We start from the raw sequence: 19,901 nt of genomic DNA, 5'->3' as shown, positions 1-19,901 counted from the left end.
CGCGCATTTTAAGCGAGGTCGGGCATGCGAGGATTATCGATTGCACTAGCCGCTGCCGTTGCAGCCTTTGCCGTCTCATCACCGGCAGAGGCGACGCATAAGCCGCGCTCCAAAGCCAAACACACCTGGCAGAAGCCCGCGCCCCGCGCCGAACGTGATTGCGTGCCGATCAACGGCCGTTACGGTTACTATGGCAATCCCTGGTGCGACACCGGTTCGTCACGGCCACCAGACATCGAGTTCCGTGAGCGCCAGCGCCTGCAAAAGCAACGCTGATGAAGGGCGTTAGCGATCGGCCGCTGGCTGCGCGCGCGCTTTGAGCCGCTCCAGCAACCAAACGCGCACAGCGCTCGAAAGCCCAGCCTCACCACGAGTTTTATCTATGGAATTGATGAGGCCTGCGAGCGTCATGCCGTCTTCAGCCGCGGCTTCCTTGAGTGCGACCCAGAACGCGCTCTCCAGCGAAATCGATGTGCGGTGGCCCTGGATCGAGAACGAGCGCTTCTCAGGCCTCATTACGAGGCGGTGCTGGGATCGAAGTCGTCAGCGTCTTCCGCCGGACTGTTATCGTCGCGCCGCGCGCCGTCGAGTTCGCCTTGCGTCTTGCGCTGCTGCGCATCGGCGAGACTGCGTTCAGCCTTCGATTGCCCGTACTTAAGCCGGTTCTCGTGCGCCTCCCGTTCGCGGTCGGCGCGCTCGCGGGCTTTACGGACCTTGTTGAGATTGATGATCTCGGCGGTCATAAAATGCTCTCCGCATGGGATGCAAATCGCATCCTGGCTTCGCGCTATTTTAGGAGCACCTGCGCAAAGTCGTCAAACACTCGCGCACATTTTATTGCGCGAGTGCCGTTCGGTCGCAACGCGTTTCGGTTTCAGCATTCGTTCAGAGACGTCGTCGGTGTGCCTCAGCGGACGCACACAGATAGAACGATTTTAAATCGTCACTCCGGTCCGATCATTTTTTCCGGACGCACGATGGCATCGAACTCTTCGTCTGTTACATAGCCGCCGCCGACGGCTTCCTCGCGCAGCGTCGTGCCCTTTTTGTGCGCGGTTTTCGCGATTTTGGCGGCGTTATCGTAACCGATCTTCGGTGCGAGCGCCGTCACAAGCATTAACGAGCGCTCGAGCCCCGCCTTGATGTTGTCTTCCCGCGGTTCGATGCCGACGACGCAGTTGTCGGTGAACGACACCGCTGCATCACTCATCAGGCGGACGGATTGCAGGAAGTTATAGGCCATCACCGGATTGTAGACGTTGAGTTCAAAATGACCTTGGCTGCCGGCGAACGAGATTGCGGCGTTGTTGCCGAAAATCTGAATGCAGACCTGGGTCAGCGCTTCGCATTGCGTCGGGTTAACCTTGCCCGGCATGATCGACGAGCCCGGCTCGTTTTCAGGCAGCGACAACTCGCCGAGGCCTGAGCGCGGACCCGATCCGAGCAGGCGGATATCGTTCGCGATCTTGAACAGGGACGCCGCAACCGTGTTGATCGCGCCGTGCGTGAAGACCATGGCGTCGTGCGCGGCGAGCGCTTCGAATTTGTTCGGCGCCGATTTGAATGGCATGCTGGTGATGGTCGCAATCCGCTCCGCAACCATTTCCGCGAAGCCCTTCGGTGCATTGAGGCCGGTGCCGACGGCGGTGCCGCCCTGCGCGAGTTCCATCAGCTTCGGCAAGGTTTGCTCGATGCGCTCGATGCCGTTCTCTACCTGCTGGGTATAACCGGAGAATTCCTGGCCGAGCGTCAGCGGTGTCGCGTCCTGCGTATGTGTGCGCCCGATCTTGATGATCTTCGCCCACGCCTTGGCCTTGTCGTCGAGCGCACCTTGAAGCTTCTTGAGCGCCGGGATCAGCCGGTTAACGACTTCCTCCGAGCACGCGATATGCATCGCCGTCGGATAGGTGTCGTTCGACGACTGGCTCATATTGACGTGATCGTTCGGATGCACCGGCTTCTTCGAGCCCATCTCGCCGCCGAGCATTTCGATGGCGCGGTTCGAGATCACCTCGTTGGCGTTCATGTTCGACTGCGTGCCCGAGCCCGTCTGCCAGACGACGAGAGGGAAGTGCTGGTCGAGCTTGCCGTCGATGACTTCCTGCGCCGCCTTGACTATGGCGTCGCCGATTTTTTGGTCGAGTCGGCCGAGCGCCATGTTCGTCTCGGCTGCAGCGCGCTTGACGATGCCGAGGGCGCGTACGATCGGGGCTGGCTGCTTTTCCCAGCCGATCTTGAAATTGCCGAGACTGCGCTGGGCCTGCGCACCCCAATATCGGTCCGCGGCAACGTCGATGGGTCCGAAGGTGTCGGTTTCAGTGCGCGTCTTGGTCATGAGATCGGTCCATTCTTCGTTCGGATGCCGGAAAATGCGTGCTTCGTCGCGCATGGAAGCCGCTTTGTCGAGTTGTTTCGAATGCGACTACGGGGTTTACTTCTCCATTCGTCGCTTTTCTCGTAAGTCGAGTGGCCAGGGAGAATAGCGGAATGCTGGAAGGATCCTGTCACTGCGGCGCTGTGCGCTGGACGTTCGATGGCGTCCCGCAGGATGCCACCGCCTGCAATTGTACGGTCTGCCGCCGCTACGGTGTACTTTGGACCTACGACTTCGAAAATGAGCGCATCCGTGTCTCGGGCCAGACGAAAGCTTACACCCGCGGCAAGACCCTCGAATTTCACTTCTGTCCCGAGTGCGGATGCGTGGCCTATTGGCGCGCATGTTTCGCCCAGGAAGACGGCCGCCGCCGGATCGCCGTAAACCTTCGCCTCACCCAGCCTGACGCCATCGCCGCGATCCCGATCGATCACTTCGATGGTCTTGTGAGTTTCGATGACCTTCCGCGCGACGGACGCTGCGTCCGCGATATGTGGTTCTAGCGGCGGTGACGCGGCTAGAAGGTATCATCAGATTGGCGCTATTCCGTTTTCGCGAGCACGCTGTCGAGATTGTCGAAGAACTTCGGCCAGCCGAACTTCGCGCCTTGATATGCCTGCTGCTGATCCGGCCGGAAGCCAGACTGCTCCATGCGCAGACGCGTCCCTGTAGCCGTCGGCGTGAGCGTCCACGTCACGACGCTCTCAAGACCATAGGCTGCCCAAGTGTACGACAACGAAGCATTCGGTTCGACGACCAGAACCTTGCAATCGACGGCGCCCCAGTCGGCGCGAAGATTGAAGCGATGATCGACCACCGGCACGAAGTCGTTCTGCATTAGCCACTCTTCGATCAGATGCGGCTGTGTCAGCGCCCGCCAGATCTTCTCCGCCGGATAGGGAATATCGCGCTCGATGACGACGGACAGCGTTTCGCTCGCAGTCTGCTTCATGGGGCGTCCTCTCATTTTCTTCGTTGCGATGCGTGTCATTGGAGGGCATTGGCCCTGCGGCGTGATTTCGCCATGTAGGGCAGAGCGAACATGTAGAGCCCGCTAAACAGCAGCAAAAAGAGTGGAAGCAATGGCGAATAGACGATCCACGTGGGCGGTTCGCCCCAAATCCGCACAATGAAATTGGCGGCGACCGCCACAGTAAAAGCAATCGACAGCCAGCGGTGGATTTGCCGAACCCAAATGTCGAGAGTCATTGGTCCATCCTCTTCAGCAGGTCTTCGAGTTGATCAAAACGGCTCTGCCAGAAGCCGGTCATCTGGCTCGTCCAGTCGATGAGTGGAGCAAGCGCGCCGACCTTTGCGCTGTAGTGCGTCTGCCGGCCTTCATGCCGGTCGCGCACGAGCCCGGCATCTTTCAAGATGCCGAGATGTTTCGAAACGGCCGGCTGCGAAATCCCAGCTTGCGCCGTCAGCATACTGACTGTTTGCTCTCCATTACGGCACAGACGCTCGAAAATGGCGCGCCGTGTGGGATCGGCGAGTGTGCGAAAAAGAATGTCGTGAGTGCCCTGCATCGCAATCCATAACCCATTGGCTATGAATGGATACATATCCGACCAGTTATGTATCAGTCAAGCGCCAAAGAAGGAGGAGTGGTCAGTGACATGGGAAGATGAGAGAGAGGTTGCGCAAGCCAGTGCGTACACGGAACACATATCGTGTTACAGGATCGTATGACCGATGACCTGATTTTGCCGCCAGGAACGGCAATTCCTCCTGGCGTCATTTTGCAAACCTGTCTCGGGGCAATTCAAAAAGCATGTCAGACGAAATCGTCGGGTTGGCCCAAGCCAAAGGTTTGCGCGCGCTGCGTCTTCCGCTTCTCGCTCAGCATTCAAAGAGAATATTCAAAGCGCTAGCCCATCGCAGCGATGCGATAGTCCTCATCATCGCCTTGGCGCTCATCGTCTCCGTGCCGCAATCTCTCCTTCACGGATATCACTACGTCGAAGGACTAACTGTCACCGTGGCTCAAAGCGCCTTGGATGACGGGAATTGGTTTAGTCAGCATATGTACAATCTGCGCTGGATAGAGCGACCTATGCTCCTGTCCTGGGTTATTGCTGCGCTGAGTATGCCGTTTGGCCAAGTGTCCCCATTTATCGCGCGTCTGCCCGTGGTGCTTTCGCTTGTCGCGGGCACTGTTCTGATCTGGCGCGCAGTACGGCCGAATGCCAGTCCTGAAGCTGCATGCTTTGGGGCCCTGCTGTTTTTGGCCTGCCCGCTCGTCATGAGATACTACGTGACGTCCGTGGCGGACCTTCCGCTAGCGGTATTATTGTTTGGCGCTTTTCTGGTGTGGTGGAATGCATATGTCGCCGAACGGCTGACGGTCGGTCGTTGGATTATCATTGGAGCCATCTTAGCGATCGCCGCCCTTATGAAGGGTCCGCAACCGACGGCCTATTTCTTTCTCGGCATCTTCGTCTTTCTCTCGTTGACCGCCGGGTGGCGTCAATTTCCTGGCCTCATCCTCGCCGGCTGTATCGCAACGGTTCCAACTGCGTTGTGGTATGCCCATGTTTTCGTCGCCGGAGATCAAGGCGAATGGCTGCGCTACACGCGGCTTTCGTCCAACGGCGTTGTGTGGCCTCACCCGTTTGCGAACGGCGCCGATTTCTTTTTCGAATGTTTGCCGGCTGCACTGCTGGCGGCGGCTCTTCCGCTTGCCGACTTCAGCGCTATGGAAACGAAACCTCGCCGGCACTTCATCCTGGCCGTCAGCTGCTACGCTCTGACGTGCACTTTGGTTGTTCTGTTCTGGCCGGCCGAAGTTAACCCGCGTTACATCTTGCCTGCGGTGCTACCCTTGTGCGTTCTTGGGGGCGTTGCATTTGATGCCTTGTCGCAACGAATGGCGCCGTTCGTTGCGACGGTCGGTGTGCTCGTCGCCGCTCTGTTAGGATACGCGATTTTCCACTCGATGAGTGACGTGTTCCTGACGCCCGGATATATTCGTTCAAAAGTCGACGGCGCGAAAATCGCAACGCTCGTAAAGGAAGCGCCAGCCCCAGTCTATCGAACGGGCTGGGATGTGGCCTTGAACGAACTTCCGTATGTGCGCGTCCCGGTGATGACGATAACGCCCAACCAAATAGCAAATATTACGAGGCCAGCTTGGCTTGTCGCGCCGGAGACTGATGCGCGTGCCATGCTCGCTCGAAGCCACGGACTGATGACATCGGTTCTCGCGTTTAACCACTTCGCGTTGCTTCGATTGAACTAGCAAGAAGCCGGCATCGACCGACGAAATGGGAGCATCAATCCGATGCTCTTATCGGCTGCGGTTCGCTCGTTTCGAACGATAACGAGAGCGGCCGTCAAAGACGGCTCACTTCTTCCTGAACTGATCCAAGCTCAGAATTTTTGCGCCGCCGCTTTCGGGCTGTTTCTCCGCCGCATCTTCGTCGCCGTCGCTCGGCAGGTTTTCTCCGGCGCGCGTTGCAGGCTCCGGATTGGGCGGCAGCACGTCCACCGGTTCGACCGCCGTCAGCGTCGAGATGTTTTGCGCATCCTTTTCGGCGGTGCGGGGCTTGCGCGGCGCGCGCGGCTTCTTCGGACGCGGCGCTTCGGTGCTCGCGTCATCGTAGGTTGCGTCGATGGCGCGAGGCGAAGAGGCAGCCTCCTGCTCGTTCGTTTCTTCATCGAACTGCAGGCCGTAGCGTACGCTCGGATCGATGAAGACCTTGATCGCCGCGAACGGCACGACGAGACGTTCCGGAATGCCGTCGAACGTCAGCTTCACTTCGAATCGCTCGTCGGAAACGATCAGGTCCCAGAAGCGATGCTGGAGGACGATCGTCATCTCGGTCGGATATTTTTCCTTGAGCCGCTTCGACAGGATCACGCCCGGAGCCTGCGTCAGGAAGGAAATATAAAAGTGGTGCTCACCGGGGAGTCCCGTCTTGACGACCCGTTGCAGAACGGCGCGCACGACCCCGCGCATCGCCTCCTGCTGCAGTTTCCCGTAATCTATGGACGGCCCCGATGCCATGCCTCAGCCTTCGATCCTACTTGAATTCCATCTGACCTCTGAAATCAGATTTCCCGTCCCGTCAAGCCCGCGCCGTCAAGTTTACCTCGGCGCGCAGGCGGAAAGGTGGAGGGCTTCTGTTGCCCGGTGCCCTCCGGACCGCGCCTTACCCTGCTAGGGGCAAGGGCTTCAAGTTCAGGCTAGTCGCGCTGCATTACGCAGCGAGAGCGGCCTCAGCATAGTTGTCATTGGCAACTATTCTGTATGACCCGATAACGGTGGTATCATGCCGGGCAAAAGCTAAGTCCTTTACACCTTCGTCGATCCTATTTCGCCCCCATAACAGCTGGGCCTTACGGCCGGTGCTCGCAGGGAAACCCAACGAGATCACCGGGCCTTGCCGCCGGCTCCCCGGGAAGGGGGAGTCGCAAGGCCCAGCATAAAATGGTGGAGGCGCCGGGTACCGCCCCCGGGTCCGATCGGCTTATTACGACCGCGTTTATCGCCATAGCTGGCAGAGCCAGCACCACTGAATATAGGGGGCAACGCTTACGAAAAAAAGCGTTTCGGTGACCTAGTTTCGCTCGCCCTGAAAACCTGTTACCCGCTGTGACGGCTGGGTGACGATCAACCGGCTCAGGCGGACCCCCGGATGCCGTATTTACGCGGGTGTTTCGATGCGACCGCCGCCGGAAAGAAGCAGATAATCCCCCGTGGAAAACATAATTCAGACCTGGAAAGGCGTCGTGGTCACGGCCGCTCTGGCCGTCGTGATCATTATTCTGGCCACCCAAGCCGGGTATGGAGCAGCCTGGCTGTTCGACGTCTGGGCCCAAATTCATGAGCCTCGCGCATTTGCCGCAGGCGAGCTTGAGGCGCTGCTGACCGGCCGCGTCGCGTCTTCGCTGTTCGCCTTCCAGGTGGTGACGGTCGCCTCGGTCCTGATGGTCAATGCCTACGGACGCCGGACGACGGGCGCCGGCACGTTGAGTTTTGCCATGCCGCGCGGCGGGATCTGGACGCTCCTCCTCGCTGTCATCGCTCTTGTCTCGCTCGCGACCTGCTTCGCCTCGCTCGTCTTCGTCTTCAATCCGGATGCGCTGCGCCACGATCTGCAGCCTTTTTCCGAGATGATGAAGTCGCGGACGTGGTGGCTCATCCTGCTGGCCGCCGGCGTTGGCGCACCGTTGGCGGAAGAATTGCTGTTTCGCGGGCTGATCTTCGGTGCACTGCGGCAATCGCCGCTAGGCTTTGTGGGGGCGACGGCCATTACAGCGGTCGCGTGGGCCTCCCTCCACGCCAACTATTCGCTTTACGGTCTCGGCGCGATCACGCTCATCGGCCTTTACTTGGCGTGGCTGCGCGAGCGCACCGGCAGCCTGCTGACCCCGATGGTCTGCCATGGGTGCTACAACTCATTGATCATTCTGCTTATGGTCTTGGCGCCCAACAGTGCGCTGACCACGGGCTGAAGGTCGTTCCAGAATCGCATAAGTCTGACCCCATGCAACAATACCTCGATCTTCTGCGCTGCGTGCGCGACCACGGTACCGAAAAGACCGACCGCACCGGCACCGGCACGCTGTCCGTCTTCGGTCATCAGATGCGCTTTGATCTCGCCGACGGCTTTCCGCTCGTCACGACCAAGAAGCTGCACACCAAGTCGATCATCGTCGAGCTGCTGTGGTTCCTCGCCGGCGCGACGAACACGCAGTATCTGAAGGAACATGGCGTCAGCATCTGGGACGAGTGGGCAGACTCGGAGGGCAATCTTGGTCCGGTCTACGGCAAGCAGTGGCGAAGCTGGGAAGCCGCCGACGGCTCGACCATCGACCAGATTACGAACGCGGTGTCTGATCTGAAGCGCAATCCGGATTCGCGCCGCATCATCGTGACGGCCTGGAACCCGGGCGACCTCTCGAAGATGGCGCTCGCGCCGTGCCACTGCCTCTTTCAATTCTACGTCGCCGACGGCAAGCTCTCGTGCCAGCTTTATCAGCGTTCGGCCGATACTTTCCTAGGCGTGCCGTTCAACATCGCGAGCTACGCGCTGCTGACGATGATGATGGCGCAGGTAACCGGGCTGAAGCCGGGCGAGTTCGTGCACACGTTCGGCGATGCGCACCTTTATCTCAATCATCTCGAACAGGCCGACCTGCAGCTTTCGCGCGATCCACGGCCGCTGCCGACGATGACGATCAACCCGGACGTCGCCTCGATCTTCGATTTCAAATACGAAGACTTCACGCTGTCGGGCTACGACCCGCACCCCCACATCAAAGCGCCCGTGGCGGTGTAAGCCAGGTCCACCGTCATGCCGACGAAGAGCCTGCCCCGGCGAAGGCCGGGGTCGGCACCCAGACAAGCATCGGCATCTTCGTTGCTTTCGATTTGACTGGATCTCGGCCTTCGCCGGGATGACGTTGCTGGGTCTCCGTCTGCGACGGCCGGCTCGATGAAGGAGAGTCGTCGCGGACAAACGGAAAGCTCTGCGCAGCAGAGTCGCCGGCACCAACAATCCCGCGCTTTGCGGCCGGCTGCCCGCAGGGGAGTCGCAAAGAGCAAACAAATAATGCTATGCCCCGCCGATGAATGACACACGCATATCCCTGATCGTCGCCGTTTCGGAAAACGGCGTCATCGGCCGTGACGGCGCGCTGCCGTGGCGGCTCTCGTCCGATCTGAAAACATTTCGCCGCCTGACGATGGACAAGCCCATCGTCATGGGCCGAAAAACGTTCGACTCCATCGGCAAGCCGCTGGACGGCCGCGATAATATCGTCATCACGCGAGATCCGGCCTTCGAGGTAGCAGGCGTCTCGACCTGCGAGTCCGTAGCTGACGCGCTGACGCTGGCCCGAGTGCTCGCCAAAACCCGCGGCGCCGATGAGATCATGGTTATCGGCGGCGTTCAGGTATTCGAGGCCGCTCTCCCCGTTGCAGATCGAATTTATCTGACCCGTGTTCACGCCGATGTCGAAGGCGACCGCCATTTCGGCGCGCTCGATGCAGCCGAATGGCGCGAGTTAAGCAGCGAGCCGCTGCCCCAAGGCCCGCGTGACGACCACGCCGCAACACTCGTTGTTTACGATCGCCAAAAGCAGGACGCTTGAAAAGCCCGGCCGCCCTTGAAGGCGCGTGCCGAGGCCCCAAATTGCGATTAGCCAAACCAACGGGAAATTTGCGAACGTCGGGGCCCTGCCCTATAAGCTGCGCAAATCCCGGTTTTATCTACGTTGCTCAGGCCTTTGCAGTGCGTGTGTTTACATCCGGCGTCACCACGGTGCCGCCACATCTCGAAAAGGCCATTGGGGGGCACGATTTTAATCTTCAGCTCAAATTCGAAAGAGGCCCTGATTTATGCCCTGGAGTAGTCAAGGCGGTAGCGGCAGCGGTGGGGGAAACGGCGGCCGCAAAGGTGGAGGCGGCCCTTGGGGCCAAGGGCCATGGGGACCGCAGGGCGGCGGTGGCGGCGGGAAAGAACCGCCGGATCTCGATGAAATTCTGCGTCGCGGCCAGGATCGCATGCGTCAGGTGATGCGCGGTGGCGGCGGCAACGGCAGTGGCGGCGCCGGCCTCGGCGGCGGCGTGCCCAAACCGTTCCTGTTCTTTATTGCGATGCTCGTTCTCGCGGGCGTCGTCTTCTACGGCTTTTTCTTCCGCGTGAACCCGGACGAGCAGGGCATCGTGCTCCGCTTCGGCAAGTATGAGCGCTGGGTCGGCCCCGGCCTCAACTGGCGCTTGCCCTATCCGATCGAGGAAGTCCGTCTGCCGAAGGTCACGCAGCAGCGCACCATCGAAATCGGCGCGGGGCCGCAGCATCATCGGTGGCCGTGACAGCGGATTGATGCTGACGGGCGACGGTAGCGTCGTTGATGTCCGCTTCGTCGTCTTCTGGCGCATCAGCCCTGACAAGAATGAAGCCAACGGCCAGACCGGCGTCGAGCAATTCCTGTTCAACATTGCGCAGCCCGAGACGACGGTGCGCGAGGTTGCCGAAAGCGCCATGCGCGAAGTCGTCGGCCAGTCGAACCTGCAGCCGCTTCTGACAGGCGGCCGACAGGCGACGCAGGAAGCCGTGCAGAAGCTCATGCAGAAGACGCTCGATTCCTACGGCGCCGGTATCAAGATCGACCAGGTTCAGCTGAAAGAGGTCGATCCGCCGGAAGAAGTCATCCGCTCGTTCCGCGAAGTCGCAGCAGCGGCTCAGGAAAAGGAAACGCTCATCAAGCAGGCGCAGACGTATGCCGATCAGGTCGTGCCGCGCGCGCATGGTGATGCCGATCGCATCATCGCCGCCGCCGAGGGCTATCGCGATCAGACGGTCGCGGAAGCAACCGGTCAGGCCGCTCGCTTCCTCAAGGTCTACGACGAATACAAGAAGGCGCCCGACGTGACGCGCGAACGGCTCTATCTCGAAATGCAGGAGCGCGTGCTCTCCGGCGCCGACAAGATCATTCTGGACCAGAAGAGCAACGGCCAGGGCGTCGTTCCGTTCTTGCCGCTGGAGCAACTCCAGCGTCGCCCAAGTGATGATCAGACCACCACCGATACGGATGGAGCGAAATAACATGCGTGCGTTCTTCGCTTTCATTCTCGCCGTTATCGGCGTCGCCGCGGTGGTGCTCTATTCCTCCGCCTTCATCGTCCACCAGAACGAGCAGGCGCTTGTCCTGCGCTTCGGTAAGGCACAGCCTGCAATCACCCAGCCGGGCCTGCATTGGAAGATGCCGTTCATCGATACGGTCGAGAAATTCGACAAACGTATCCTCGATCTCGACACGACCGAGCAGGAAGTGACGGCTTCCGATCAGCAGCGTCTCATCGTCGATGCTTACGCTCGTTATCGTATCGTCGACTTGCTGAAGTTCTATCAGAACGTCCACGACGAAGATCGCGTCCGCGAAGTCGTCGGCCCGCTGATCGAATCTGAAATCCGCCGCGTGCTTGGCTCCGCGACCTTACAAGAGGTCGTGAAAGACAAGCGTGAATCGCTGATGAAGCAGATCGCCGAGCAGGTGAATACGGAAGGCCGCGACTATGGCCTCGAAGTCGTCGACGTCCGTATCAAGCGCGCCGATCTTCCGCAGGAAAACCTCGTCAAGGTTTACGACCGCATGCGGGCCGACCGTGTTCGCGAGGCGACTGAGCTTCGCGCCCAGGGCGAGGCCGAAAGCAACCGCGTTCGCGCCAACGCCGACAAGGACGTGACGATCATCAAGGCGACCGCCACGCAGAAGTCAGATGAAATCCGCGGTGACGGTGAGGCCAAGCGCAGCCGCATCTTCGCTGAAGCCTTTGGCCAGGACCCGGACTTCTTCCGCTTCTACCGGTCGATGCAGGCGTATACGACGGCTTTAAAGCCGGGCGATACCCGCATGCTGCTGTCTCCCAACAGCGAATTCTTCCGGTACTTTGAGGACCCTAACGGCAAGCCTCCCGCTGCGGCTGCTCCCGCGCCGCAGCGATGAACGACCTCCTGGCGGGACTGGGCGTCGCCCTTGTCCTTGAGGGTCTCTTATGGGCCGCCGCGCCGCAGTTTGCGCGGCGGACCGTTGAAGAGATTGCAAATTTCTCCACCGGCCGCATCCAGATCTGCGCCGTCGCCGCAGTGGCCGTTGGCGTATTTGTAGTCTGGCTCGCTCGGGGATAGGCAACTTATCCCCGCATGCTGGCGATATGCTACCTTGCCATGTTCACGCTTTGATGTTGGGCGAGCTAGCATAGGTTCGCGGCGGTCCTCGGGTGCCGGTCAGACTTGGAGTTCCTTGCAATGACGAAGAAAGTTTCGGCGCTTCTTCTCGGCTTGAGTTTGAGCCTTGGATTGTTGAACGTGCCAGGCGCCTGGGCTGAGACGTTCCAATACGGGCCCGCGTCTGTTGCTCCGCTGGCCAAGAAACTCTCCGATGCCGTCGTCAACATTTCGACGTCGCAGACCGTGAAGGGGCCGGCGGGCGTGCCGCTGCCAAAAGTGCCGAAAGGTGCGCCGTTCGAAGACTTCTTCGATGATTTCTTCAACAAGCGCGGCGGAGTTCCGCACGGCGACCGCAAGATTTCCTCTCTCGGGTCCGGCTTCGTCATCGACGGCAAGGAAGGCCTGATCGTCACCAACAACCACGTCATCGAGGGCGCGGAAGAGATCGACGTGAATTTCCACGACGGCTCGAAACTGGTCGTCGACAAGGTCATCGGCCGCGATACCAAATCCGACTTGGCGCTTCTGAAGGTGTCACCGAAGAAGCCGCTGGCAGATGTGAAGTTTGGTTCCTCCGACGCCATCGAGGTCGGCGACTGGGTCATGGCGATCGGCAATCCTTTCGGGCTCGGCGGCTCGGTGTCGATGGGCATCATCTCGGCCAAGAGCCGCGACATCAATTCCGGTCCGTATGACGACTACCTGCAGACGGATGCCGCCATCAACAAGGGCAACTCCGGCGGTCCGCTGTTCAACATGAACGGCGAGGTGATCGGTGTGAACACTGCGATCATTTCTCCGACCGGCGGCTCGATCGGCATCGGCTTTGCGGTGCCGTCCGACACCGTCTCGAACGTTGTCGACCAGTTGAAGCAGTACGGTGAGGTTCGCCGCGGCTGGCTCGGCGTTAAAATCCAATCAGTGACCGATGAGATCGCCGAAACGCTCGGGCTCGATGAAAACGAAGGCGCGCTCGTCGCGGCCGTCACGCCCGACAGCCCCGCTTCGAAAGCCGGATTGCAGCCGGGTGACGTCATCCTGAAGTTCGACGGCAAGGAAGTGACGAGCATGCGCGGCCTGCCGAAGATCGTATCGCAGGCGCCCATCGGTAAGGCCGTCGACGTCGAGCTGCTGCGCAAGGGCAAGCAGGAGAGCACGAAGGTGACGGTCGGTCGTCTCGAAGACGATGACGATAACGCCAGCGACCTCAAAAGCGACGAGGGCACGGAAGACGAAGATCCGAAGGGCTCGGCCATTATCGGAATGCGCCTGTCGCCGCTGACCGATGAACTGCGTAAGAAATATGGTTTTGACGCCAAGATCGCCGGCGTCGTCATCGAGGCCGTCGATCCGCAAAGCCCGGCAGCCACCAAGGGGCTGAAGGCAGGTGACGTCATCGTCGAAGCGGCCCAGGACACCGTGTCCGATCCGCAGGATGTCGCCAAAAGCATCGAGAAGGTGAAGAAGTCCGGTCGCAAGGCCGTGCTATTGCGCGTCGAGGATTCGAAAGGGGATCTTCGTTTCGTCGCCGTACCGGTGTCGTAACGGGCGTGCTATCGCCATCTGAAAATTCACGCCAGGAGAGAATTGGTGTCTGAGGGTCACGGCTTACTCGATACGATCTTTGACCAGCTTTCGCCCGTGCATCCCGATGGACACAAGTTCATCGCGATCGCCGCCGCGGTGACGCTGCTGTTCTTCTTTCTTTATCCGCCGCTCGGCTGGCTTTGCGCCGGCATCACGGCATGGGTCATCTACTTTTTCCGCGACCCGCTGCGCGTGACGCCGCTTCGGCCCGGCCTCGTCGTCTCGGCCGCCGACGGCAAGATTTCCGGCATCGAGAAGATCATTCCGCCGGCAGAGCTTGGTCTCGGCTCCGAGGAACGCGTCCGCATTTCGACGTTCCTGTCGGTGTTCGATGTCCATATCAACCGCTCGCCGGTCGCCGGTCGCATCATTCGCTCGCTCTATGTTCCGGGTAAATTCCTGAATGCCGCCCTCGACAAGGCGAGCGAGGATAACGAGCGGCGCATCCTCGTCATCGAAACGCCGACCGACGGCGATGTCGGCGTTGTCCAGATCGCAGGTCTCGTCGCGCGGCGCATTGTGACGTTTTCTGACGTCGGCGACGCCGTCGGCGTGGGCCAGCGATTCGGCCTGATTCGCTTCGGTTCGCGCGTCGATATCTACCTGCCGCCCGGAAAAACGGCTCTTGTCAGTATAGGCCAACGTGCAGTTGCGGGCGAAACCGTTTTGGCGGATCTTCACTCGCCGGAGCCGGAACGTGAGGCGCGTCGCGCCTAGAGGCTGGACGATCGCGACGTTGTCGAAAAGCGATCTCAATTTGGCATGGGGGCAAGGAGGCTGCCATGGAGAACGATGAGCCGTTTATCGAAACCGAAACGCGCCGCCGCAGACGCCGGTCGCTGTTTCGCCATCGGCGCGTTCCGGTGCGGATGCTCGTCCCGAACTTCTTCACGCTGCTCGGGCTGTGCGCTGGTCTGACGTCGATCCGCATGGGCATCGAAGGCCGCTGGGATCTCGCCATCGCCGCGATTGTCTTCGCCGCCTGCCTTGACGGCATCGACGGCCGCATCGCGCGCCTGTTGAAAGCATCTTCGCGCTTCGGCGCCGAACTCGACAGCCTCGCCGACTTCGTCAACTTCGGCGTCGCGCCCGCGTTCCTCATTTTCAACTGGGGCCTCGGCGACCTCAAAAGCGCGGGCTGGATCTGCGTGATGATTTTCGCTCTGGCCTCCGCTCTGCGTCTCGCGCGCTTCAATGCAGCCCTCGATGACGATCGGCCGAAGTGGCAGTCGAACTATTTCATGGGTATGCCGACGCCTGCCGCCGCCATTGCGGTGCTGCTGCCGGTCTATCTCTTTCAGCTCGGTCTTGATGAAACGAAGTCGCAGTGGGCGCTGAAAATCGTGCTCACCTACACCGTCTTCATTGCCTTCATGATGGTATCGAACATTCCGACCTATTCCGGCAAGCTGCTCGGAGAGCGTGTCCGCCGCGAATGGGTGTTGCCGATCTTCATTGTCGCTATCGGCGTCGTCGCGTTTCTCTTCACCTATCCCTACGAGACGTTGACGGTGCTGACGTGCCTTTACCTCGGCTTCATTCCGCTGAGCTGGCGTGCATTCCGCGACAAGTGTGAAGGTGAGGGGGCCGCGTCGGCTGCCGCTTCTCCGGATGCATCTCCGCCGGGAGACACATCGGGAAAGCCTGAGACGACGACAGGCCGCATCTTCGCGTTCCGTCCGAACGATCCGGGAAAATAAGAAGTTCTTGGGGCGCGGATATTTCCGCACTCTTTACTTCGTCTCTTCGGGCTGGCGATTGTAGATGTCGTCGGTGCGCTGAATATCGTCCTCGCCGAGGTACGATCCGATCTGCACCTCGATGATCTCGACGGGAACTTTGCCGGGGTTCTGCAGCCGGTGCCACTGCGTTGCAAATATGTAGACGCTCTCGTTCTCGCGAACGAGCTGTTCCTTATCGCCGATCGAAACCTGCGCCGTGCCCTGCACCACGATCCAATGCTCCGAGCGATGGTGATGCATTTGCATCGACAGCTTGCCGCCGGGCTTGACGTGCAGCAGCTTGACCTGGAACCGCGGCCCGATGTTCAGCGTCTCGAAGTAGCCCCATGGCCGATAGTTCCGCAGGTGTTGTTCCTGCTCCTTGCGGTTCGACAGCTTCAGCCGCTGCACGACCTTCGAGACGTCCTGCGTGCGGGTCTTGTCGGCAACGAGCAGCGCATCCGGCGTGTTGACGATGATGAGATCGTTGAGCCCGATCGTCGACACGATCGACTTCTCTGAGTGGACATAGCAGCCGGATGTATCTTCCAACACGGCTTCGCCCTTGATGAAGTTGCCCTTGTCATCGCGCGGCGCGATATCCCACAGCGACGACCATGAGCCGACGTCGTTCCAGCCGACATCCATCGGCAGGATCGCGGCCTTGTTCGTCTTCTCCATCACCGCGTAGTCGATCGAGATGTTCGGCGACGCCGCAAAGCTCGGCTTATCCAGCCGGAGGAAACCGAGGTCTTCGCTGGCGCCCGCAAGTGCTGCGCGCGCTGCGTCCAGAATGACCGGCTCGTAGCGTTCGATCTCGGCGAGGAACGTCTTGGCATTGAGCGCGAAGATGCCGCTGTTCCAGAAGTAGGAGCCGTCCGCCAGATAATCTTCGGCGGTGGCGCGGTCGGGCTTTTCGGCAAAGCTCGCAACCTCGAAAGCGTCGCCGTCAAATCCTGACAGCGCCGCGCCGCGCTTGATGTAGCCGTAGCCGGTGTGCGGCTCCGTCGGCGTGATGCCGAAGAGAACGAGCTTGCCCGTCTCGGCCACGGCGGCAGCCCGCCGGATGTTCTCTGCAAAGAGCGCCTCGTCGCCGATGACGTGATCGGACGGCATGACGGCGAGAATCGCATTTGGATCGTCACGCAGCGCGATCAGCGCCGCAACTGCAATCGCGGGCGCCGTGTTGCGCGCAATCGGTTCAAGAATGATGGCCTTGGGCTCGATGCCGGCGCGGTCGACTTCCTCGCGCACGAGAAAGCGATGATCGTTGTTGCACAGCAGGATCGGCGCTTCGAAACCGGCCTTCTGCGGCAGGCGCGCTAACGCCGAGCCGAGAAACGACGTATTCTGACCATTGAAGAAGCGAATGAATTGCTTCGGATACATCGAGCGCGACAGCGGCCAAAGCCGCGTCCCCGAACCACCCGACAAGATCACTGGATAAATGGTGCTCATGGAACAGACTAACCCCGGTTAAGAGAAATAAATTTAAATCTCAATGGCTTGTTGAACAAGACGCCACGATAGCGCGGAAACATGACAGTTTCCAAGTGGTTCATTTTGGATAATCGACCGGGAACAGCGTTTTCGGGCGAACGCGATATCAGGAGCGTGCCAGTCGTTCCCGCAGCGATCTGAGCGTATCGAACGTGCTCGCCGCAGATGGCGCCACCGGCTTGGCTGGTGGTGCGGAAGAAGTAGCTTTGTGCATCGGTGCGGCGTCTTCAGACGATGGCGCTGCCGACGTCTCGCGGCGGACGATCGAGCTGTTTGGACGCGTCGTTGAGGCCGAACCGGGATAGGGCGGCGGCATCGTCGCCGACCGATATCCGGCGGGTTCCGGAGCGAGGTCGTGGGCGGGCGCTTCCATGGGCTGCGCGCCTTGAAGACCGAGAGCATCGGCCATCATCGCCAGCTGAGACGACGTGCCATCGGCCGTCACCGGAATGGCCGATGCGCGCCAACGTTCGACGATTTGATCGAGGAAGCCTTCGTCGTTCAGCGATGTCTGCCAGCGCTTCGAGAAAACTGCGGTCGAGGATCGCGGTAGCCCGTGCTTCGGCAATTCATCGAACTTGATGCGGACAGGCAGCGCCATACCGTCACCGAAAGCGATGGCTTCGCGTTGCCCGAGCGAGGGCAGGAATTCAAGCAGGCCCGAGCCGGTGTCCGCGACAGCCGATTGCACGATCGCCTGGTCGCGGTCGTTCGACATGCGCAGCGCGAACACAGTATTGCACTGGGACAGGATTGTCGGATCGATTTCCGCAGGGCGCTGCGTGACGATGCAAAGCGACGCGCCGTACTTGCGGCCTTCCTTCGCGATTTTCGCAATCGAGCGTTTGCACGGCTCGAACCCGAGCGCCGAGTTCGCCGGAACGTAACGGTGCGCTTCTTCGCAGACGAGCGTCACCGGCACCTGGCCTTCGCTCCACAGCGCGAAGTCGAAGGTCATGCGGCACAACACCGACACGACAACGTTGACGACTTCCGACGGAATGCCGGTCAGTTCGAGAATGGTGATGGGTTTGTCGTTCACTGGCACGCGGAACAGACGGCTCAGCACCTGTGCCATGGAATCATAGACCGTCCGCGAACCGAACATGAAGGCGTAGCGGCCATCCTGCGACAGCGTCTCGATGCGGTTTTTCAGAACGCGGTAAGGCGCGAGATCCTTGCGATTTTCGAGCTTGCCCATCCGTTCGTCGATGAGCGACAGCAAGTCCGAGATGCGATAGGGAACGGGCGTATCGACCGTATAGCGGCTCGCGTCTCCCAGTCCGCGTCGGCCGCGCGGAGGCTCTCCGGCGCGTCCCATCGCGTAGCGCGTTTTTGCGATCGGAATGAGATCCTGCAGCACTTCGATTTCGGTCTTGCGATCGCCGTCGCCGACCAGAACCTCCACCATCTCCTCGAACGTCAGCAGCCAGTAGGGCAGCTGCATGTTGCGCGGAGAAATGACCTCGGCCCACTCGCGGAATGCGGTCGCGTATTCGTTATGCGGATCGAGCAGAACGATATGAGCCGCCGGGTTCTTTTCGACGATCGAGCGCAGGATGAGCGCCGTCGTGCACGATTTGCCCGTGCCCGTCGTGCCGAGAATGGCGAAATGCTTGCCGAGCAATTCGTCGACGCGCACCATGGCCGGAATGCTGTTGTCCTGGCGGATGGTCCCGACGCGCACCATGGCCGAAAGATCGCCGCAGAACGTTGCCTCAAGCTCGGGTTTCTGCGCCAGGCGCACCCGGTCGCCAAGCGCGGGATATGCGGTGACGCCCCGGTTGAACGTCGTCGAACTCTCGGATTTTGCGTTTGCCAGCTCGCCGACGAGTCCCAGTTCCGCAATCCACACCTCGCCTTCACCCTCGCGCTGCGAGGGCACCGGAACGCTCAGCGCAGAAACAATTGCGAGAACGGTCGTGCGCGAGGTGTCGATGGCGAGAAGCGTGCCCATTTCAGGGCGGTGCTCCGGTGACCGGCAGCGCAGGTCGCCGCCCCCGTCAAGCAGCACGATGGCTTTCGAGCCGGTGACTGAGACGATACGGCCGATCGAGAGGTCGGTGCTGCCGTTCGCGGGAGTCGGGGTGCTGATGCTTGGCATTCAGGATCCGGAGGTCAGGGGGACGAAGCAGCGCTGAAAGTCGATTGCGACGAAACTACGGGGCTGACGCTGTCGCTCGCCGGGAATGCCATGACGACATCGGTTCCCGAGCCCTTCTTCGACCTGATCTCGATGACGCCGCCGTGCAGCTCGACGAGAGCCTTGGCGATCGGCAGACCGAGGCCGACGCCTTCGCGCCAGCGCGAGCGGCCACTATCGACCTGCCCGAATGGCGTCATCGCGATATCGATTTCTTCGGCCGTCATGCCCAGCCCGCTGTCGCGGATGGCGATGATCGTGCCGCCGCTCACGCTGCGATGGGCGATCACCTCGACGATGCCGGTCGCCTGCGTGAACTTCAGCGCGTTTGAAATGATATTCATGAAGATCTGCCGCAGCTTTGTCGCGTCGCCGCGAATGGCCGGCAGATCGGCGGAGATATCCGAGCGAAGGTCGACATGCGCCTCGCTCGCCATCATTTGATAGGCGTTGACGCAGCCCGAGAGAATGCTCCCGACGTCGATCTCTTGCGCCTCGAGCGTGTACTTGCCGCTCTGCATCTTAGAGATGTCGAGTATGTCGTTGATGACCGAGAGCAGGTGCTCGGCCGCGTCATGAATGAGGTTCGCGTAATCGACGATGTCTTTGTCGGCGAGCTTGCGCTCATCGTGCTGCGACAGCAGCTTCGAAAAGCCGATGACCGTATTGAGTGGCGTCCTGAGCTCGTGGCTCATGTTCGCGATGAATTCGGATTTGATCTTGCTTGCGAGTTCGGCCTGGATGCGTGCCGACTGCTCAGCGGCGCGAGCACGATGGCGCAGAACCGCGTCGCTCAAGAGCGAGGCGTACTCGTCCATCAACGAGTTGGATTTGACCTGTCCAACCGACCCAAACATCATCGACTGAGCTCAACGCGATTACAATTGCTCGGC

Annotated in this window: 21 protein-coding genes, 1 other RNA gene and 1 pseudogene; 12 read left to right on the top strand and 11 right to left on the bottom strand. The window is 60.4% G+C overall.

Features of this window, described 5'->3' with window-relative positions; translation table 11 throughout:
• The first annotated feature begins 24 nt into the window (after positions 1-24).
• Positions 25-276 (top strand): hypothetical protein, encoded by a 252-nt coding sequence (locus HYP802_RS0119990; RefSeq protein WP_024276406.1) that lies wholly within the window; start codon positions 25-27, stop codon positions 274-276.
• 9 nt (positions 277-285) lie between these two features.
• On the opposite strand, the gene HYP802_RS0119985 is transcribed toward HYP802_RS0119990, so the two are convergent.
• The 3 genes from HYP802_RS0119985 to fumC all read right to left on the bottom strand — a co-directional run bounded on the left by HYP802_RS0119985 (position 286) and on the right by fumC (position 2,335).
• A complete protein-coding gene (locus HYP802_RS0119985) occupies positions 286-516 on the bottom strand; it encodes a ribbon-helix-helix domain-containing protein (RefSeq protein ID WP_013949505.1) in 231 nt (76 codons plus the stop codon).
• The gene (locus tag HYP802_RS0119980) at positions 516-743 is read right to left on the bottom strand and encodes a DUF4169 family protein (RefSeq protein WP_013949504.1); all 228 of its coding nucleotides are present in this window, start codon (positions 741-743) and stop codon (positions 516-518) included. Before HYP802_RS0119980 ends, HYP802_RS0119985 begins: the two co-directional genes overlap by 1 nt.
• A 200-nt stretch (positions 744-943) precedes the next feature.
• Positions 944-2,335, bottom strand: a complete 1,392-nt coding sequence (fumC, locus tag HYP802_RS0119975; protein ID WP_024276405.1) for a class II fumarate hydratase — start codon at positions 2,333-2,335, stop codon at positions 944-946.
• Positions 2,336-2,487: 152 nt separating this feature from the next.
• Here fumC and HYP802_RS0119970 point away from each other — a divergent pair, with 152 nt between their 5' ends.
• Positions 2,488-2,877, top strand: coding sequence for a GFA family protein (locus HYP802_RS0119970; RefSeq protein ID WP_013949502.1), 390 nt, complete (start codon positions 2,488-2,490; stop codon positions 2,875-2,877).
• A gap of 38 nt (positions 2,878-2,915) precedes the next feature.
• Here the strand turns inward: HYP802_RS0119970 and HYP802_RS0119965 are convergent, their stop codons facing one another.
• From HYP802_RS0119965 to HYP802_RS0119955, 3 genes are read right to left on the bottom strand one after another with little or no spacing between them, the layout of a single operon-like run.
• Entirely contained in the window at positions 2,916-3,326 is a 411-nt protein-coding gene (locus HYP802_RS0119965) for an SRPBCC domain-containing protein (RefSeq protein ID WP_013949501.1), read from the bottom strand.
• 35 nt (positions 3,327-3,361) lie between these two features.
• Positions 3,362-3,583, bottom strand: coding sequence for a hypothetical protein (locus HYP802_RS0119960; protein ID WP_024276404.1), 222 nt, complete (start codon positions 3,581-3,583; stop codon positions 3,362-3,364).
• Positions 3,580-3,903 carry a metalloregulator ArsR/SmtB family transcription factor gene (locus tag HYP802_RS0119955; RefSeq protein ID WP_024276403.1) on the bottom strand — a complete coding sequence of 108 codons (324 nt, stop codon included), beginning with the start codon at positions 3,901-3,903 and terminating at the stop codon, positions 3,580-3,582. Before HYP802_RS0119955 ends, HYP802_RS0119960 begins: the two co-directional genes overlap by 4 nt.
• A gap of 245 nt (positions 3,904-4,148) precedes the next feature.
• Between HYP802_RS0119955 and HYP802_RS0119950 the strand changes: the two genes are divergently transcribed.
• Positions 4,149-5,615, top strand: a complete 1,467-nt coding sequence (locus HYP802_RS0119950) for a glycosyltransferase family 39 protein (RefSeq protein ID WP_024276402.1) — start codon at positions 4,149-4,151, stop codon at positions 5,613-5,615.
• A gap of 105 nt (positions 5,616-5,720) precedes the next feature.
• Here HYP802_RS0119950 and HYP802_RS0119945 read toward each other — a convergent pair whose 3' ends face one another.
• Together HYP802_RS0119945 and ssrA are read right to left on the bottom strand one after the other, a co-directional pair.
• Positions 5,721-6,383: a ClpXP protease specificity-enhancing factor SspB gene (locus HYP802_RS0119945; protein ID WP_013949497.1), complete on the bottom strand. Its 663-nt coding sequence runs from the start codon at positions 6,381-6,383 to the stop codon at positions 5,721-5,723.
• Positions 6,384-6,487: 104 nt separating this feature from the next.
• Positions 6,488-6,927: a transfer-messenger RNA gene (gene ssrA, locus HYP802_RS23380) on the bottom strand.
• A gap of 148 nt (positions 6,928-7,075) precedes the next feature.
• Between ssrA and HYP802_RS0119940 the strand changes: the two genes are divergently transcribed.
• From HYP802_RS0119940 to pssA, 9 genes and pseudogenes are all read left to right on the top strand, one after another.
• The gene (locus tag HYP802_RS0119940; RefSeq protein WP_013949495.1) at positions 7,076-7,834 is read left to right on the top strand and encodes a CPBP family intramembrane glutamic endopeptidase; all 759 of its coding nucleotides are present in this window, start codon (positions 7,076-7,078) and stop codon (positions 7,832-7,834) included.
• A gap of 32 nt (positions 7,835-7,866) precedes the next feature.
• Positions 7,867-8,661 carry a thymidylate synthase gene (locus HYP802_RS0119935; protein WP_013949494.1) on the top strand — a complete coding sequence of 265 codons (795 nt, stop codon included), beginning with the start codon at positions 7,867-7,869 and terminating at the stop codon, positions 8,659-8,661.
• A 289-nt stretch (positions 8,662-8,950) separates the two neighbouring features.
• Positions 8,951-9,475, top strand: coding sequence for a dihydrofolate reductase (locus HYP802_RS0119925; RefSeq protein ID WP_013949493.1), 525 nt, complete (start codon positions 8,951-8,953; stop codon positions 9,473-9,475).
• Positions 9,476-9,722: 247 nt separating this feature from the next.
• A pseudogene (hflK, locus tag HYP802_RS22625) lies at positions 9,723-10,932 on the top strand (FtsH protease activity modulator HflK).
• Position 10,933: 1 nt separating this feature from the next.
• Positions 10,934-11,833 carry a protease modulator HflC gene (locus HYP802_RS0119915; RefSeq protein ID WP_024276399.1) on the top strand — a complete coding sequence of 300 codons (900 nt, stop codon included), beginning with the start codon at positions 10,934-10,936 and terminating at the stop codon, positions 11,831-11,833.
• Positions 11,830-12,015 carry a DUF2065 domain-containing protein gene (locus HYP802_RS0119910; protein WP_013949489.1) on the top strand — a complete coding sequence of 62 codons (186 nt, stop codon included), beginning with the start codon at positions 11,830-11,832 and terminating at the stop codon, positions 12,013-12,015. The genes HYP802_RS0119915 and HYP802_RS0119910 overlap by 4 nt, the downstream gene beginning before the upstream one ends.
• A gap of 120 nt (positions 12,016-12,135) precedes the next feature.
• Positions 12,136-13,602 carry a Do family serine endopeptidase gene (locus HYP802_RS0119905; RefSeq protein WP_013949488.1) on the top strand — a complete coding sequence of 489 codons (1,467 nt, stop codon included), beginning with the start codon at positions 12,136-12,138 and terminating at the stop codon, positions 13,600-13,602.
• A 45-nt stretch (positions 13,603-13,647) separates the two neighbouring features.
• On the top strand, positions 13,648-14,361 hold the full coding sequence (locus tag HYP802_RS0119900) for a phosphatidylserine decarboxylase (protein ID WP_013949487.1): 714 nt from the start codon (positions 13,648-13,650) through the stop codon (positions 14,359-14,361).
• A 65-nt stretch (positions 14,362-14,426) separates the two neighbouring features.
• Entirely contained in the window at positions 14,427-15,344 is a 918-nt protein-coding gene (pssA, locus tag HYP802_RS0119895) for a CDP-diacylglycerol--serine O-phosphatidyltransferase (protein ID WP_024276398.1), read from the top strand.
• Positions 15,345-15,377: 33 nt separating this feature from the next.
• Here pssA and HYP802_RS0119890 read toward each other — a convergent pair whose 3' ends face one another.
• From HYP802_RS0119890 to HYP802_RS0119880, 3 genes are all read right to left on the bottom strand, one after another.
• Positions 15,378-16,823 (bottom strand): mannose-1-phosphate guanylyltransferase/mannose-6-phosphate isomerase, encoded by a 1,446-nt coding sequence (locus HYP802_RS0119890; RefSeq protein WP_013949485.1) that lies wholly within the window; start codon positions 16,821-16,823, stop codon positions 15,378-15,380.
• 148 nt (positions 16,824-16,971) lie between these two features.
• Complete coding sequence (locus HYP802_RS0119885; RefSeq protein ID WP_024276397.1) at positions 16,972-18,969, bottom strand: ATP-binding protein; 1,998 nt, start codon at positions 18,967-18,969, stop codon at positions 16,972-16,974.
• Positions 18,970-18,983: 14 nt separating this feature from the next.
• On the bottom strand, positions 18,984-19,868 hold the full coding sequence (locus tag HYP802_RS0119880; protein WP_013949483.1) for a HAMP domain-containing sensor histidine kinase: 885 nt from the start codon (positions 19,866-19,868) through the stop codon (positions 18,984-18,986).
• Between the last annotated feature and the right edge of the window lie 33 nt (positions 19,869-19,901).

The organism is Hyphomicrobium sp. 802, from assembly GCF_000526135.1.
GTDB lineage: Bacteria > Pseudomonadota > Alphaproteobacteria > Rhizobiales > Hyphomicrobiaceae > Hyphomicrobium_B.
This window is presented reverse-complemented; position numbering and strand designations above follow the sequence as displayed.

Bases quoted from the DNA above. Each gene is read 5' to 3' on its own strand.
- HYP802_RS0119915 (WP_024276399.1), top strand. From the start codon at position 10,934: ATGCGTGCGTTCTTCGCTTTCATTCTCGCCGTTATCGGCGTCGCCGCG.
- HYP802_RS0119970 (WP_013949502.1), top strand. From the start codon at position 2,488: ATGCTGGAAGGATCCTGTCACTGCGGCGCTGTGCGCTGGACGTTCGAT.
- HYP802_RS0119950 (WP_024276402.1), top strand. From the start codon at position 4,149: ATGTCAGACGAAATCGTCGGGTTGGCCCAAGCCAAAGGTTTGCGCGCG.
- HYP802_RS0119910 (WP_013949489.1), top strand. From the start codon at position 11,830: ATGAACGACCTCCTGGCGGGACTGGGCGTCGCCCTTGTCCTTGAGGGT.
- pssA (WP_024276398.1), top strand. From the start codon at position 14,427: ATGGAGAACGATGAGCCGTTTATCGAAACCGAAACGCGCCGCCGCAGA.
- HYP802_RS0119925 (WP_013949493.1), top strand. From the start codon at position 8,951: ATGAATGACACACGCATATCCCTGATCGTCGCCGTTTCGGAAAACGGC.
- HYP802_RS0119885 (WP_024276397.1), bottom strand. From the start codon at position 18,969: ATGCCAAGCATCAGCACCCCGACTCCCGCGAACGGCAGCACCGACCTC.
- HYP802_RS0119905 (WP_013949488.1), top strand. From the start codon at position 12,136: ATGACGAAGAAAGTTTCGGCGCTTCTTCTCGGCTTGAGTTTGAGCCTT.
- HYP802_RS0119965 (WP_013949501.1), bottom strand. From the start codon at position 3,326: ATGAAGCAGACTGCGAGCGAAACGCTGTCCGTCGTCATCGAGCGCGAT.
- HYP802_RS0119955 (WP_024276403.1), bottom strand. From the start codon at position 3,903: ATGCAGGGCACTCACGACATTCTTTTTCGCACACTCGCCGATCCCACA.
- HYP802_RS0119880 (WP_013949483.1), bottom strand. From the start codon at position 19,868: ATGATGTTTGGGTCGGTTGGACAGGTCAAATCCAACTCGTTGATGGAC.
- HYP802_RS0119945 (WP_013949497.1), bottom strand. From the start codon at position 6,383: ATGGCATCGGGGCCGTCCATAGATTACGGGAAACTGCAGCAGGAGGCG.
- HYP802_RS0119985 (WP_013949505.1), bottom strand. From the start codon at position 516: ATGAGGCCTGAGAAGCGCTCGTTCTCGATCCAGGGCCACCGCACATCG.
- HYP802_RS0119990 (WP_024276406.1), top strand. From the start codon at position 25: ATGCGAGGATTATCGATTGCACTAGCCGCTGCCGTTGCAGCCTTTGCC.
- HYP802_RS0119980 (WP_013949504.1), bottom strand. From the start codon at position 743: ATGACCGCCGAGATCATCAATCTCAACAAGGTCCGTAAAGCCCGCGAG.
- HYP802_RS0119935 (WP_013949494.1), top strand. From the start codon at position 7,867: ATGCAACAATACCTCGATCTTCTGCGCTGCGTGCGCGACCACGGTACC.
- fumC (WP_024276405.1), bottom strand. From the start codon at position 2,335: ATGACCAAGACGCGCACTGAAACCGACACCTTCGGACCCATCGACGTT.
- HYP802_RS0119890 (WP_013949485.1), bottom strand. From the start codon at position 16,823: ATGAGCACCATTTATCCAGTGATCTTGTCGGGTGGTTCGGGGACGCGG.
- HYP802_RS0119960 (WP_024276404.1), bottom strand. From the start codon at position 3,583: ATGACTCTCGACATTTGGGTTCGGCAAATCCACCGCTGGCTGTCGATT.